General features: G+C 71.5%; 14 protein-coding genes. 13 read left to right on the forward strand and 1 reads right to left on the reverse strand.

What is annotated here, in order from left to right:
- Nucleotides 1-85 precede the first annotated feature (85 nt).
- A complete protein-coding gene (gene bldD, locus PUR71_RS30675; protein WP_329930432.1) occupies nucleotides 86-589 on the reverse strand; it encodes a transcriptional regulator BldD in 504 nt (167 codons plus the stop codon).
- A gap of 329 nt (nucleotides 590-918) precedes the next feature.
- Between bldD and pyrR the strand changes: the two genes are divergently transcribed.
- The 13 genes from pyrR to PUR71_RS30740 form a co-directional block, all read left to right on the forward strand.
- Entirely contained in the window at nucleotides 919-1,530 is a 612-nt protein-coding gene (gene pyrR / locus PUR71_RS30680; RefSeq protein WP_329930433.1) for a bifunctional pyr operon transcriptional regulator/uracil phosphoribosyltransferase PyrR, read from the forward strand.
- A gap of 4 nt (nucleotides 1,531-1,534) precedes the next feature.
- A complete protein-coding gene (locus PUR71_RS30685; protein ID WP_329930434.1) occupies nucleotides 1,535-2,524 on the forward strand; it encodes an aspartate carbamoyltransferase catalytic subunit in 990 nt (329 codons plus the stop codon).
- Between the two features lie 26 nt (nucleotides 2,525-2,550).
- A complete protein-coding gene (locus tag PUR71_RS30690) occupies nucleotides 2,551-3,855 on the forward strand; it encodes a dihydroorotase (protein WP_329930444.1) in 1,305 nt (434 codons plus the stop codon).
- Nucleotides 3,852-4,436, forward strand: coding sequence for a PH-like domain-containing protein (locus PUR71_RS30695; protein WP_329930435.1), 585 nt, complete (start codon nucleotides 3,852-3,854; stop codon nucleotides 4,434-4,436). The genes PUR71_RS30690 and PUR71_RS30695 overlap by 4 nt, the downstream gene beginning before the upstream one ends.
- Nucleotides 4,433-5,617 carry a glutamine-hydrolyzing carbamoyl-phosphate synthase small subunit gene (gene carA, locus PUR71_RS30700; protein WP_329930436.1) on the forward strand — a complete coding sequence of 395 codons (1,185 nt, stop codon included), beginning with the start codon at nucleotides 4,433-4,435 and terminating at the stop codon, nucleotides 5,615-5,617. Before PUR71_RS30695 ends, carA begins: the two co-directional genes overlap by 4 nt.
- Nucleotides 5,610-8,918: a carbamoyl-phosphate synthase large subunit gene (carB, locus tag PUR71_RS30705; protein WP_329930437.1), complete on the forward strand. Its 3,309-nt coding sequence runs from the start codon at nucleotides 5,610-5,612 to the stop codon at nucleotides 8,916-8,918. Before carA ends, carB begins: the two co-directional genes overlap by 8 nt.
- 88 nt (nucleotides 8,919-9,006) lie before the next feature.
- Nucleotides 9,007-10,110 carry a quinone-dependent dihydroorotate dehydrogenase gene (locus PUR71_RS30710; RefSeq protein ID WP_329930438.1) on the forward strand — a complete coding sequence of 368 codons (1,104 nt, stop codon included), beginning with the start codon at nucleotides 9,007-9,009 and terminating at the stop codon, nucleotides 10,108-10,110.
- A 35-nt stretch (nucleotides 10,111-10,145) separates the two neighbouring features.
- Nucleotides 10,146-10,979, forward strand: a complete 834-nt coding sequence (gene pyrF / locus PUR71_RS30715; protein WP_329930439.1) for an orotidine-5'-phosphate decarboxylase — start codon at nucleotides 10,146-10,148, stop codon at nucleotides 10,977-10,979.
- 375 nt (nucleotides 10,980-11,354) lie between these two features.
- A complete protein-coding gene (mihF, locus tag PUR71_RS30720; protein WP_030056187.1) occupies nucleotides 11,355-11,681 on the forward strand; it encodes an integration host factor, actinobacterial type in 327 nt (108 codons plus the stop codon).
- A gap of 49 nt (nucleotides 11,682-11,730) precedes the next feature.
- Nucleotides 11,731-12,288 (forward strand): guanylate kinase, encoded by a 558-nt coding sequence (gene gmk / locus PUR71_RS30725; protein WP_329930440.1) that lies wholly within the window; start codon nucleotides 11,731-11,733, stop codon nucleotides 12,286-12,288.
- A 36-nt stretch (nucleotides 12,289-12,324) separates the two neighbouring features.
- Nucleotides 12,325-12,591, forward strand: coding sequence for a DNA-directed RNA polymerase subunit omega (gene rpoZ / locus PUR71_RS30730; protein WP_030056185.1), 267 nt, complete (start codon nucleotides 12,325-12,327; stop codon nucleotides 12,589-12,591).
- Between the two features lie 165 nt (nucleotides 12,592-12,756).
- On the forward strand, nucleotides 12,757-14,007 hold the full coding sequence (coaBC, locus tag PUR71_RS30735; protein WP_329930441.1) for a bifunctional phosphopantothenoylcysteine decarboxylase/phosphopantothenate--cysteine ligase CoaBC: 1,251 nt from the start codon (nucleotides 12,757-12,759) through the stop codon (nucleotides 14,005-14,007).
- A gap of 166 nt (nucleotides 14,008-14,173) precedes the next feature.
- On the forward strand, nucleotides 14,174-14,560 hold a 387-nt coding region (locus PUR71_RS30740; RefSeq protein WP_329930442.1), incomplete at its 3' end, for an S-adenosylmethionine synthetase N-terminal domain-containing protein.

The following is a 14,560-nucleotide window of genomic DNA, read 5'->3' on the forward strand; positions in this document are numbered from 1 at the left end:
CGACCCCCGGGTTCCGGGGCGCCGCGCCGTGACGTTTCTGCTTGCCATTGCTCGATTCCGCTGGCGGGAGCCGGTGCGGGGAGCGTCAGCTCGTCTCCTCCTCGCGCACCGCGCGGCGGGCGTCGGGGTTGAGCACGCCCCACGAGATCAGCTGCTCGGTGAGGATCGACGGGGACTGGTCGTAGATGACGGCCAGGGTGCGCAGGTCGTCCTGGCGGATCGACAGCACCTTGCCGTTGTAGTCGCCGCGCTGGCTCTGGATGGTGGCCGCGTAGCGCTGCAGCGGGCCGGCCTTCTCGGACGGGACCTGGGTCAGTCTCTCCAGGTCGAGCACCAGGCGCGGCGGCGGCTCGGCCGCGCCGCCCGGGGTGCCGCCCGGCAGCAGCTCCTGCACCGGGACGCCGTAGAACTCGGCCAGCTCGGCCAGCCGCTGCACGGTGACCGCACGGTCGCCGCGCTCGTACGAGCCGACGACGACTGCCTTCCAGCGCCCCTGGGACTTCTCCTCGACACCGTGCAGGGAGAGCCCCTGCTGAGTGCGGATCGCTCGGAGCTTGCCTCCGAGTTGCTTCGCGTAGTCGCTGGACATTGGTCTCCCCGGACGAGATTGCTTCGCGTTCAGTGGTGGGTCACGGGCGATTGCCGACGCCGTTACCGGTGGGTTCGACGTCCGTCTCGTAACTCACTGTGAGGTTACGTAGAGTAAGGTGTTGCGTCAAGCCGAATGGGGCAGCCGTGCGAATGGCCTGCGTCCGGGGTGCGTCGGGCGCGTTAACCCGGTGAAGCGGAATGGTGCAGGTCCGTTTGCCCGCTCGCGCGCTGATAGGATTGCCCGAAGCCCGCGCCCGGTCGGCGGGGGCCATCCCAGACATCCTTTAAGGCCCGTCCAGTGAGGCGGGGAAGGAGGTCCGCTTCGGCATGACCACACACCAGGATCCGTCACCCCGAGCACCGCACCAGGTGCTGGACGGCGCGGACATCGCCCGGGTCGTCACCCGGATAGCGCACGAGATCGTCGAGCGCGCCAAGGGCGCGGAGGACGTCGTGCTGCTCGGCATCCACACCCGCGGAGTCCACCTCGCCCGCCGCCTGCGCGACCGGCTGGCCCAGATCACCGGCCGCGAGATCCCGCTCGGCACCCTGGACATCACGATGTACCGGGACGACCTGCGGCTCAAGCCCGCCCGCGCCCTGGAGCACACCGAGATCCCGGCCGGCGGCATCGACGGCAAGCTCGTGATCCTCGTCGACGACGTGCTCTTCTCCGGCCGCACCATCCGCGCCGCGCTCGACGCGCTCGGCGACATCGGCCGCCCGCGCGCCGTCCAGCTGGCCGTCCTGGTCGACCGCGGCCACCGCGAGCTGCCGATCCGCGCCGACTACGTGGGCAAGAACCTGCCCACCTCGCTGCGCGAGGCCGTGCAGGTGCGCCTCGCCGACACCGACGGCGTGGACGCCGTCCTGGTCGGCGACCGCGACCACAAGCAGCGCTCTTCGCAGGCCCTGACCGAACCGCACCTCCCGGAGTAGCCGCGTGATGCGCCACCTCGTCTCCGCCGCCGATCTCACCCGCGACGACGCGCTGCTGATCCTGGACACCGCCGAGGAGCTGGCCCAGCTCTCCGGGCGGGCCGTGAAGAAGCTGCCCACGCTGCGCGGCCGGACCGTCGTCAACCTCTTCTTCGAGGACTCGACCCGCACCAAGACCTCCTTCGAGGTCGCCGAGAAGCGGCTCTCCGCGGACGTCATCAACTTCTCCGCCAAGGGCTCGTCCGTCTCCAAGGGCGAGAGCCTCAAGGACACCGCGCTGACCCTGCAGGCCATGGGCGCCGACGCGGTCGTCATCCGCCACCACGCCTCCGGCGCGCCGGCCCGTCTGGCGCAGTCCGACTGGCTGCACGGCAGCGTCATCAACGCCGGTGACGGCACCCACGAGCACCCGACCCAGGCGCTGCTCGACGCCTTCACCATGCGCCGCCACCTCAACCCGGGCTCGGGCAAGGACCTCGCGGGGCGCCGGGTGACCATCGTCGGCGACGTCCTGCACAGCCGCGTCGCCCGCTCCAACGTCCACCTGCTGACCACCCTCGGCGCCCAGGTCACCTTCGTCGCGCCGCCGACGCTCCTGCCGATCGGCATCGAGAACTGGCCCTGCGAGATCAGCTACGACCTGGAGAGCGTGCTCCCCAAGACGGACGCGCTGATGATGCTCCGGGTGCAACGCGAGCGCATGAACGCCGCGTTCTTCCCGACCGAGCGGGAGTACAGCCGCCGCTACGGCATGAACGGCGCGCGGATGACCCAGCTGCCCGAGCACGCGATCGTCATGCACCCCGGCCCGATGGTCCGCGGCATGGAGATCACCGCCGAGGTCGCCGACTCGCCGCGCTGCACCGTGGTCGAGCAGGTCGCCAACGGCGTGTCCGTCCGCATGGCCGTGCTGTACCTGCTCCTCGGCGGGGCTGTCTTCGCCGACACCCCGAACGACGCCGCGGTCCGCACCGAATCCGAGACCGCTCAGTGAACGAGCAAAGCGAGCGAACCAACACCATGGTCACCTACCTGATCCGCAACGCCCAGATCACCGGCGGCGCCCCGCAGGACCTCCACCTCGCCGACGGCGTCATCAAGGAGATCGGCACCGCTCTGGCCGTCGAGGCCGACATCGAGATCGACGCCACCGGCCTGATCGTGCTGCCCGGCCTGGTCGACCTGCACACCCACCTGCGCGAGCCCGGCCGGGAGGACGCCGAGACCGTCCTCACCGGCACCCAGGCCGCCGCGATGGGCGGCTTCACCGCCGTGCACGCGATGGCCAACACCACCCCGGTGGCCGACACCGCGGGCGTCGTCGAGCAGGTCTGGCGACTCGGCCAGGAGGCCGGCTACTGCGACGTGCAGCCGGTCGGCGCCGTCACCGTCGGCCTGGAGGGCAAGAAGCTCGCCGAGCTCGGCGCCATGCACGAGTCCGCCGCCGGCGTCCGGGTCTTCTCCGACGACGGCAAGTGCGTCGACGACGCCGTGCTGATGCGCCGCGCCCTGGAGTACGTCAAGGCCTTCGACGGCGTCGTCGCCCAGCACGCCCAGGAGCCGCGGCTCACCGAGGGCGCCCAGATGAACGAGGGCCAGGTCTCCGGCGAGCTCGGGCTCGGCGGCTGGCCGGCCGTCGCCGAGGAGTCGATCATCGCCCGCGACGTGCTGCTCGCCGCGCACGTCGGCTCCCGGCTGCACGTCTGCCACGTCTCCACGGCCGGCTCGGTCGAGATCATCCGCTGGGCCAAGGCCAAGGGCTGGGACGTCACCGCCGAGGTCACCCCCCACCACCTGCTGCTCACCGACGAACTGGTCCGCTCGTACGACCCCGTCTACAAGGTGAACCCGCCGCTGCGCACCGCCGCGGACGTCCAGGCGCTGCGCAAGGCCCTCGCCGACGGCACCATCGACGCCGTCGCCACCGACCACGCGCCGCACCCGGCCGAGGACAAGGACTGCGAGTGGGCCGTCGCCGCGATGGGCATGGTCGGCCTGGAGACCGCGCTGTCGGTCGTGCAGCAGACCATGGTCGACACCGGCCTGCTGAACTGGGAGGGCGTGGCCGACCGCATGTCGCACCGCCCGGCCCGGATCGGCCGTCTCGCCGGCCAGGGCCGGCCCGTCTCGGTCGGTGAGCCGGCCAACCTGGTGCTGTTCGATCCCGCGTACCGTGGTGCCGTGAACCCGGAGAGCTTCGCCACCCGCAGCCGCAACACCCCCTACAAGGGCCTCGACCTGCCCGGACGGGTGCACGCCACGTTCCTGCGCGGCCGGGCCACCGTCCTGGCCGGCGAGCTCGTCGAGCAGGGCGCCGAGGCGTGAGTCCCCACCGCACGCTCGCCCCGCTCACCCCGCTGGCCCAGGAACAGGCCAAGGTCCACGACTGGCCCGCGTACATCGGCTGGGCCGTCGGTCTGCTGATCGTGATCGGGCTCGTCTACTGGCTGATGCGCCAGGGCTGGAACTGGCGGCGCACCCTGCAGTCCGGCATCCCGCCGCTGCCCGCCGTGCCGGCCGGCGCCGGCCGGACCATCCTGGAGACCAGCGGCCGGTACCACGGCACCACCACCGCCGGGAACTGGCTCGACCGGGTCGTGGCGCACGGCCTGGGCACCCGCAGCCGCGCCGACCTCACGCTGGGCGAGGACGGCCTGCTGGTGCGCCGCCCCGGCGACGTCGACCTCTGGATCCCGGCCGGGCACCTGACCGGTGCCCGCACGGACTCCGGAATCGCCGGCAAGGTCGTCCCGGCCGGGATCCTCGTCGTCACCTGGACGCACGAGGGCACCGAGCTGGACTCCGGCTTCCGGGCCGACCACCCCGATGAGCACGCCGCCTGGGTCGAGGCGGTCGCTCACCTCGCAACACGTACGAAGACGAAGACGGAAGAGGCCGCGCAATGACCGCACCTGCCCCCACCACGCAGCGCCAACGGCGGGAACGCGTCCCGGCCGTGCTCGTCCTGGAGGACGGCCGGACCTTCCGCGGCCAGGCCTACGGCGCCGTCGGCGAGACCTTCGGCGAGGCGGTCTTCAACACCGGCATGTCCGGCTACCAGGAGACCCTCACCGACCCGTCGTACCACCGGCAGGTGGTCGTGATGACGGCCCCGCAGATCGGCAACACCGGCTGGAACGACGAGGACGACGAGTCCAAGCGGATCTGGGTCGCCGGGTACGTCGTGCGCGACCCCGCCCGGGTCGCCTCCAACTGGCGCTCACGCCGCTCGCTGGACGACGAGCTCGTCCGCCAGGGCGTCGTCGGCATCAGCGGCATCGACACCCGCGCCCTCACCCGGCACCTGCGCGACCGCGGCGCGATGCGCTGCGGCATCTTCTCCGGCCCGGCGCTCGCCGACCCGGCCGCCCTGCTCGCCCGGGTGCAGCAGTCGCCGGAGATGAAGGGCGCCGACCTGTGCGCCGAGGTCGCCACCACCGAGCCGTACATCGTGCCGGCGATCGGCCCCGACGGCGAGGCCCTGCCCGTCGGCACCGCGAAGTTCACCGTCGCCGCGCTGGACCTCGGCATCAAGGCGATGACCCCGCAGCGCATGGCCGAGCGCGGCATCGAGGTCCACGTGCTGCCGGCCCACTCCACGCTGGAGGACGTCTACGCCGTCAACCCGGACGGCGTGTTCTTCTCCAACGGCCCGGGCGACCCGGCCACCGCCGACCACCAGGTCGCCGTCGCGCAGGGCGTGCTGGAGCGCGGGACCCCGTTCTTCGGGATCTGCTTCGGCAACCAGATCCTGGGCCGCGCCCTCGGCTTCGGCACCTACAAGCTCAAGTACGGCCACCGCGGCATCAACCAGCCGGTGCAGGACCGCACCACCGGCAAGGTCGAGGTGACCGCCCACAACCACGGCTTCGCCGTGAACGCGCCGCTGGACAAGGTGAGCGACACCCCCTACGGGCGGGTCGAGGTCTCCCACGTCTGCCTCAACGACGACGTGGTCGAGGGCCTTCAGGCGCTCGACGTGCCCGCCTTCAGCGTGCAGTACCACCCCGAAGCGGCCGCCGGCCCGCACGACGCCGCCTACCTGTTCGACCGCTTCGTGAAGCTCATGGAGGGCCAGCGTGCCTAAGCGCACTGACATCAAGTCCGTCCTGGTGATCGGGTCCGGCCCGATCGTGATCGGCCAGGCCGCCGAGTTCGACTACTCGGGCACGCAGGCCTGCCGCGTCCTCAAGGCCGAGGGCCTGCGGGTCGTGCTGGTCAACTCCAACCCGGCCACGATCATGACCGACCCGGAGATCGCCGACGCCACCTACGTCGAGCCGATCACCCCCGAGTTCGTCGAGAAGATCATCGCCAAGGAGCGCCCCGACGCGCTGCTGCCGACCCTCGGCGGGCAGACCGCGCTGAACACCGCGATCTCCCTGCACGCGGCCGGCACCCTGGAGAAGTACGGCGTCGAGCTGATCGGCGCCGACGTCGAGGCGATCAACAAGGGCGAGGACCGCGACCTCTTCAAGGGCGTCGTCGAGGCCGTCAACGCCAAGATCGGCCACGGCGAGTCCGCCCGCTCGGTCATCTGCCACACCATGGACGAGGTGCTGGCCGGCGTCGACACCCTCGGCGGCTACCCCGTCGTCGTGCGCCCCTCCTTCACCATGGGCGGCGCCGGCTCCGGCTTCGCCCACAACGAGGAGGACCTGCGCCGCATCGCCGGCCAGGGCCTGACCCTCTCGCCGACCACCGAGGTGCTCCTGGAGGAGTCCATCCTCGGCTGGAAGGAGTACGAGCTGGAGCTGATGCGCGACAAGAACGACAACGTCGTGGTCGTCTGCTCCATCGAGAACTTCGACCCGATGGGCGTGCACACCGGTGACTCGATCACCGTCGCCCCGGCGATGACGCTCACCGACCGCGAGTACCAGATCCTGCGCGACGTCGGCATCGCCGTCATCCGCGAGGTCGGCGTCGACACCGGCGGCTGCAACATCCAGTTCGCGGTCAACCCCGAGGACGGCCGGGTCATCGTCATCGAGATGAACCCGCGCGTGTCCCGCTCCTCGGCGCTCGCCTCCAAGGCCACCGGCTTCCCGATCGCCAAGATCGCCGCCAAGCTGGCCGTCGGCTACACGCTCGACGAGATCCCCAACGACATCACCGAGGAGACCCCGGCCTCCTTCGAGCCGACCCTCGACTACGTCGTCGTCAAGGTGCCGCGCTTCGCGTTCGAGAAGTTCCCGAGCGCCGACGCCACCCTCACCACGACCATGAAGTCCGTCGGCGAGGCCATGGCCCTCGGCCGCAACTTCCCCGAGGCGCTGCAGAAGGCGCTGCGCTCGCTGGAGAAGAAGGGCTCCCAGTTCTCCTGGACCGGCCCCGTGGGCGACAAGGCCGAGCTGCTGGCCAAGGCGGGCGTGCCGACCGACGGCCGGATCAACACCGTGATGGAGGCCATCCGGGCCGGCGCCACCCCGGAGGAGGTGTTCGAGGCCACCAAGATCGACCCGTGGTTCGTCGACCAGCTCTTCCTGCTCGACGAGATCGCCGGTGAGCTCGCCGACGCCGCCGAGCTCACCCCGGACCTGCTGCGCCACGCCAAGCGGCACGGCTTCTCCGACCAGCAGATCGGCGAGATCCGCGGCCTGAAGCCGGACGTCGTCCGCGAGGTGCGCCACGCGCTCGGCATCCGCCCGGTGTTCAAGACCGTCGACACCTGCGCCGCCGAGTTCGCCGCCAAGACCCCGTACTTCTACTCGTCCTACGACGAGGAGAGCGAGGTCGCCCCGCGCACCAAGCCCGCGGTGATCATCCTCGGCTCCGGCCCGAACCGCATCGGCCAGGGCATCGAGTTCGACTACTCCTGCGTCCACGCCTCCTTCGCGCTGGCCGAGGCCGGGTACGAGACCGTCATGGTCAACTGCAACCCGGAGACCGTCTCCACCGACTACGACACCTCCGACCGGCTCTACTTCGAGCCGCTCACGCTGGAGGACGTCCTGGAGATCGTGCACGCCGAGCAGCAGGCCGGTCCGCTCGCCGGCGTCATCGTCCAGCTCGGCGGCCAGACCCCGCTCGGCCTCGCCCAGGCGCTCAAGGACAACGGCGTGCCGATCGTCGGCACCCAGCCCGAGGCGATCGACCTCGCCGAGGAGCGCGGCGCCTTCGGCCGCGTCCTGCGCGACGCCGGCCTGCCGGCGCCCAAGCACGGCACCGCCTTCTCCTTCGAGGAGGCCAAGGCGATCGCCGACGAGATCGGCTACCCGGTGCTCGCCCGCCCGTCCTACGTGCTCGGCGGCCGCGGCATGGAGATCGTCTACGACGAGGCCTCCCTCGCCTCCTACCTCGAGCGGCACGCCGGCCTGATCTCCGAGCACCCGGTGCTCATCGACCGCTTCCTCGACGACGCGGTGGAGATCGACGTCGACGCGCTCTACGACGGCACCGAGCTCTACCTCGGCGGCGTCATGGAGCACATCGAGGAGGCCGGCATCCACTCCGGCGACTCCGCCTGCGCGCTGCCCCCGATCACCCTCGGCGGCTTCGACATCAAGCGCCTGCGCACCTCCACCGAGGCCATCGCGCGCGGCGTCGGCGTCCGCGGCCTGATCAACATCCAGTTCGCGATGGCCGGTGACATCCTCTACGTCCTGGAGGCCAACCCGCGCGCCTCCCGGACCGTCCCGTTCACCTCCAAGGCCACCGCGGTGCCGCTGGCCAAGGCGGCCGCCCGGGTCTCGCTCGGCGCCACCATCGCCGAGCTGCGTGCCGAGGGCATGCTCCCGGCCGAGGGCGACGGCGGCACGCTGCCCGCCGACGCGCCGATCGCGGTCAAGGAGGCCGTGATGCCGTGGAGCCGCTTCCGCGACGTCCACGGCCGCGGGGTGGACACCGTCCTCGGCCCGGAGATGCGCTCGACCGGTGAGGTCATGGGCATCGACAAGGTCTTCGGCACGGCCTACGCGAAGGCCCAGGCCGGCGCCTACGGCGCGCTGCCGACCAAGGGCAAGGTCTTCGTCTCCGTCGCCAACCGGGACAAGCGCAACCTCGTCTTCCCGGCCCGCGCCCTGGTCAGCCTCGGCTTCGAGGTGCTCGCCACGGCCGGCACCGCCGAGGTGCTCCAGCGCGGCGGCATCCCGTCCACGCTGGTGCGCAAGCACAGCGAGGGCGAGGGCCCGAACGGCGAGAAGACGATCGTCCAGCTGATCCACGACGGCGAGGTCGACCTCATCATCAACACGCCGTACGGCACCGGCGGGCGCCTCGACGGCTACGAGATCCGCACCGCGGCCGTCGCCCGCGCCGTGCCCTGCCTGACCACCGTCCAGGCGATGGGCGCGGCCGTCCAGGGCATCGACCGGCTGCTGCGCGACGAGGTCGGGGTGATGTCGCTCCAGGAGCACGCCGAGCTGATCAACGCCGGCCGCAAGTAGCACCACCGCAGTGGGGGGCACCGAAGCCAGTCGGGTGCCCCCCACTCTTGTGCCCGAATCCGCTCGCCGCACCGGGAGTTGACCCCCCTTGTACAAGCTTCTGTTCGACCTCGTCTTCAAGAAGATGGACCCGGAGAAGGCCCACCACCTCGCCTTCTTCTGGATCCGCCTCGCCTCCTCCGTGCCAGGCCTGCGCACCCTCGTCCGGCTGGTGCTCGCCCCGCAGGACCGCGCTCTGCGCACCCGCGCCCTCGGCCTCGACCTGCCCGGCCCGTTCGGGCTCGCGGCCGGCTTCGACAAGAACGGCGTCGGCATCGACGGCCTCGCGATGCTCGGCTTCGACTACGTCGAGATCGGCACCATCACCGGCGAGGCCCAGCCGGGCAACCCGGCGCCCCGGCTGTTCCGCCTGGTCGAGGACCGCGCGCTGATCAACCGGATGGGCTTCAACAACCAGGGCTCCGCCCGGGTCGCCGCCCGCCTGGCCGCCCGGCCGCACACCAGCTCCACCCCGGTGATCGGCGTCAACATCGGCAAGACCAAGGTCGTCGAGGAGGCCGACGCCGTCGCCGACTACGTCAAGTCGACCGAGCGGCTGGCCCGTTACGCCGACTACCTGGTCGTCAACGTCAGCTCCCCGAACACCCCCGGGCTGCGCGACCTGCAGGCCGTCGACCACCTGCGCCCGCTGCTCGCCGCCGTCCGCGAGGCCGCCGACCGCACCACCGCGCACCGCGTGCCGCTCCTGGTCAAGATCGCCCCAGACCTCGCCGACGAGGACGTCGACGCCGTCGCCGACCTCGCCCTGGAGCTCGGCCTGGACGGCATCATCGCCACCAACACCACGATCGGCCGCGAGGGCCTGCGGGCCGACGCCGCGCGGGTCGAGGAGATCGGCATGGGCGGCCTGTCCGGCGCCCCGCTCAAGGCCCGAGCCCTGGAGGTCCTCCAGCGGCTGCGCGCCCGCACCGGCGGCCGGCTGACGCTCGTCTCGGTCGGCGGCGTGGAGAGCGCCGAGGACGCCTGGCAGCGGATCATCCACGGCGCCGACCTCGTCCAGGGCTACAGCGCCTTCATCTACGAGGGCCCGTTCTGGTGCCGCCGCATCCACAAGGGCCTCTCGGCCCGGCTCCGGGACGCGGGCTTCCGCGACCTGGCCGCGGCGGTCGGCAGCGCCGTCCGCCCCTCGTGAACCCCCGTACCGCCACTGGAAACCCCGGAGACGACATGACCCTCGCCCCGTTCGGCGCCCGGCTGCGCCAGGCCATGGACACCCGCGGCCAGCTCTGCGTCGGCATCGATCCGCACGCCTCCCTGCTCACCGCATGGGGCCTCGGCGACGACGTCGCCGGCCTGGAGACCTTCAGCCGCACCGTGGTCGAGGCGCTGGCCGACCGGGTCGCCGTGCTCAAGCCGCAGGCCGCGTTCTTCGAGCGCTTCGGCAGCAAGGGCGTCGCCGTGCTGGAGAAGACCGTCGAGGAGGCCCGCGCGGCCGGTGCGCTGGTCCTGATGGACGCCAAGCGCGGCGACATCGGCTCCACCATGGGCGCCTACGCCGAGGCCTTCCTCTCGCCCGGCAGCCCGCTGTTCTCCGACGCCCTCACCGTCAGCCCCTACCTCGGCTTCGGCTCGCTGCGCCCGGCGCTCGACCTCGCGCGCGAGCACGGCTGCGGGGCGTTCGTGCTGGCGCTCACCTCCAACCCGGAGGGCGGCGAGGTGCAGCGCGCCGTCGGCGCCGGCGGCGAGCCGGTCGCGGCCTGCGTGCTGCGCCAGCTGGCGGCCGAGAACGCCGGGGCCGAGCCGCTCGGCTCGTTCGGCGCGGTCGTCGGCGCCACGCTCGCCGACGCGGGCGTGGAGCTCGCGATCAACGGCCCGCTTCTGGCCCCGGGCATCGGCGCCCAGGGCGCGACGATGGCGGACCTGCCGCGGGTGTTCGGCGCCTCGGTGCGCAACGTCGTGCCGAGCGTCAGCCGGGACGTCCTCAAGCACGGCCCCTCGGTGCCGGCGCTGCGCGAGGCGGCCGAGCGGTTCGTGGGGGAGTACGCGGACGCGGTGAAGTAGGACGGCCCGAAGCGGGGCCGGGAGCCGGGTGGTAGCCGGCCGGTGACCCTGCGCAGTGTGCGCAGGACCGGGCGGTGCCGCTCCGCCGGGCTCCCGCTTGACGTGAGCGCCGTCACATCGGCGGTGCCAAAGTCTCGCAATCGCGGTCATTTTGCCCCGGAAAGTCCTGGTCGGCCTTGGCTGACCAGGACTTTTCGTGTTCTTTTCCTGACGCGGCGCCGCAATCCGGGTAGTGTCCGGCGATAGGTCATCGAAGAGCCGCGATTCTCGTAGCTCCCGCAGGTCAGGGCCCTGGGGTTCCACTTGCGGAGGTGTCCTTCAGAACCGAACCAGTCATAGCTCAATCCCTTCCTTCCACACCCTGAGGTGAACGGCGTGGCTCTTCCGCCCCTTACCCCTGAACAGCGCACCGCCGCGCTCGCCAAGGCCGCCGAGGCTCGCCGGGAGCGCGCCGAGGTCAAGAACCGGCTCAAGCACTCCGGCGCCTCCCTGCACGAGGTGATCAAGGCCGGCAAGGCCGACAACGACGTCATCGGCAAGATGAAGGTCTCGGCCCTGCTGGAGTCGCTCCCGGGCGTCGGCAAGGTCCGGGCCAAGCAGATCATGGAGCGCCTCGGCATCAGCGAGAGCCGTCGTGTCCGTGGTCTCGGCACGAACCAGATCGCCTCCCTGGAGCGGGAGTTCGGCGGCGGTGCCGCCTGACCGCGCCCCCGTGGTCCCGGGATCGTCCGCGATCCGGGATAATCGGTGCATGAGTGAGCGTCCGCGGCTGACCGTGCTCTCCGGCCCTTCGGGGGTCGGCAAGAGCACGGTCGTCGCTCATATGAGGAAGCAGCACCCCGAGGTCTGGCTCTCGGTGTCGGCGACGACCCGCCACCCGAGGCCCGGCGAGCAGGACGGGGTCCAGTACCACTTCGTCGACAACGACGAGTTCGACAAGCTGGTCGCCAACGGCGAGCTCCTGGAGTGGGCCGTCTTCGCCGGCAACCGCTACGGCACCCCGCGCGCGGCGGTGCTGGAGAAGCTGGAGCGCGGCGAGCCCGTCCTGCTGGAGATCGACCTGCAGGGCGCCCGCCAGGTGCGCGAGTCGATGCCCGAGGCGCAGCTGGTGTTCCTGGCTCCGCCGAGCTGGGACGAGCTGGTCCGCCGGCTGACCGGCCGGGGCACCGAGCCGCAGGACGTCATCGAGAAGCGGCTGGAGGCCGCCAAGGTCGAGCTGGCGGCGGAGCCGGAGTTCGACACGACGCTCGTCAACACCTCCGTCGAGCAGGTGGCGGCCGAACTGCTAGCCTTGCTCGGTGTAGGCTGACCTGTCTGTCTTTTCCACCTTTCGGAAGGTTTTCGCGTGTCCTCTTCCATGACCGCGCCCGAGGGCATCATCAACCCGCCGATCGACGAGCTGCTCGAGGCCACCGACTCCAAGTACAGCCTGGTGATCTACGCCGCCAAGCGTGCGCGCCAGATCAACGCGTACTACTCCCAGCTCGGTGAGGGCCTGCTGGAGTACGTCGGCCCGCTGGTCGACACCCACGTCCACGAGAAGCCGCTGTCGATCGCGCTGCGCGAGATCAACGCCGGCATGCTGACCGCCGAGGCGGTCGAGGCCGCCTGAGTCGGTCGACCTCGTAACTCTCCGAAAGGGCCCGGCGGAATCGTTTCCGCCGGGCCCTTCGGTGTTCCCGCTCCTCCGTGTCGCGGCGCGGACGGGGCCCCGGTGCGGGTGATCGTCCCGGGGCCGTAGGGTGTGCACGTCCCTGGAGTGGAGGAGAGCGGGATCATGAGCGCGACTTCGGACCGGACCGGCGCGGACGCCCCGCGCGTCGTCCTCGGCGTCAGCGGCGGCATCGCGGCCTACAAGGCCTGCGAGCTGCTCCGCCGGTTCACCGAGTCCGGCCACCGGGTCACCGCGGTGCCCACCGCCGCCGCGCTGCACTTCGTCGGCGAGGCCACCTGGGCCGCCCTGTCCGGGCGCCCGGCCGCCACCGAGACCTGGGAGGACGTCCACGAGGTGCCGCACGTGCGGATCGGCCAGCAGGCCGACCTCGTCGTCGTCGCCCCCGCCACCGCGGACCTGATCGCCAAGGCCGCCCACGGCCTGGCCGACGACCTGCTCACCAACACCCTGCTCACCGCGCGCTGTCCGGTCGTGATCGCGCCGGCCATGCACACCGAGATGTGGGAGCACCCGGCCACCCGGGAGAACGTCGCGACGCTGCGCCGCCGCGGCGTCATCGTGCTGGAGCCCGCCGTCGGGCGGCTCACCGGCAAGGACACCGGCAAGGGGCGGCTGCCCGAGCCGACCGCGATCTTCGAGGCCTGCCGGGCCGTGCTGCGCCGGGGCGGCGCCGTGCCGAGCGACCTCGCCGGACGCCACGTGGTGGTCTCGGCCGGCGGCACGCGGGAGCCGCTGGACCCGGTCCGCTACCTCGGGAACCGCTCCTCCGGCAAGCAGGGCTACGCGCTCGCCGCGACGGCGGCGGCCCGTGGGGCGCGGGTGACACTGGTCTCGGCCAACGCGGAACTGCCCGATCCGGCGGGGGTGGACGTGGTGCACGTCTCGACCGCGCTGGAGTTGCGCGAGGCCGCGCTGGAGGCGGCGCGGGACGCGGACGCCGTGGTCATGGCGGCGGCGGTGGCCGACTTCCGGCCCGCCGAGTACGTCACCGGCAAGATCAAGAAGGTCGAGGGGGTCGAGCCGGCGCCGGTCGCGCTGGTCCGCAATCCGGACGTCCTGGCCGAGCTGTCCGCCCACCGGACCCGTTCGGGCCAACTGGTCGTGGGTTTCGCGGCGGAGACCGACGACGTGCTCGCGTACGGCCGCGCCAAGCTCGCCCGCAAGGGCTGCGACCTGCTCGTCGTCAACGAGGTCGGCGACGGCAAGGCCTTCGGGACGGACGTCAACGAGGCCGTGGTGCTGGGCTCCGACGGCAGTGAGACGGCCGTTCCGGTCGGCCCCAAGGAGGTGCTCGCGGACGTGGTCTGGGACCTGGTCGTGAAGCGACTGGAAACGGTCGGTAACCGTCCGTAAGGCGCTTGAGTCCGGTCGGAGAGTCGCTTGATAACGGTCTCGTTTTCCGGAAGCGGGTGACGTTCGGCGGAAGCAGACGGTTAGACTCCAGGAATCAAGTCTTTCCGGATGTCCCCGGTTCGCCGGGGGCCTTCAGTCAGCAGCCGCTGCAACCCCAGGGAGCGCTGTGTCTCGCCGCCTGTTCACCTCGGAGTCCGTGACCGAGGGACACCCCGACAAGATCGCTGACCAGATCAGCGACACCATCCTCGACGCTCTCCTGCGGGAGGACCCGACCTCCCGGGTCGCCGTGGAGACGCTCATCACCACCGGCCAGGTGCACGTGGCCGGCGAGGTGACGACGAAGGCGTACGCGCCGATCGCCCAGCTCGTCCGGGACAAGATCCTGGAGATCGGTTACGACAGCTCCAAGAAGGGCTTCGACGGCGCCTCCTGCGGCGTGTCGGTGTCCATCGGTGCTCAGTCGCCCGACATCGCGCAGGGCGTCGACACCGCCTACGAGGCTCGGGTCGAGGGCGACGAGGACGACCTGGACAAGCAGGGCGCCGGCGAC

This window comes from Streptomyces sp. SP17BM10 (assembly GCF_036322405.1).
In the GTDB taxonomy this organism is placed as follows: domain Bacteria; phylum Actinomycetota; class Actinomycetes; order Streptomycetales; family Streptomycetaceae; genus Kitasatospora.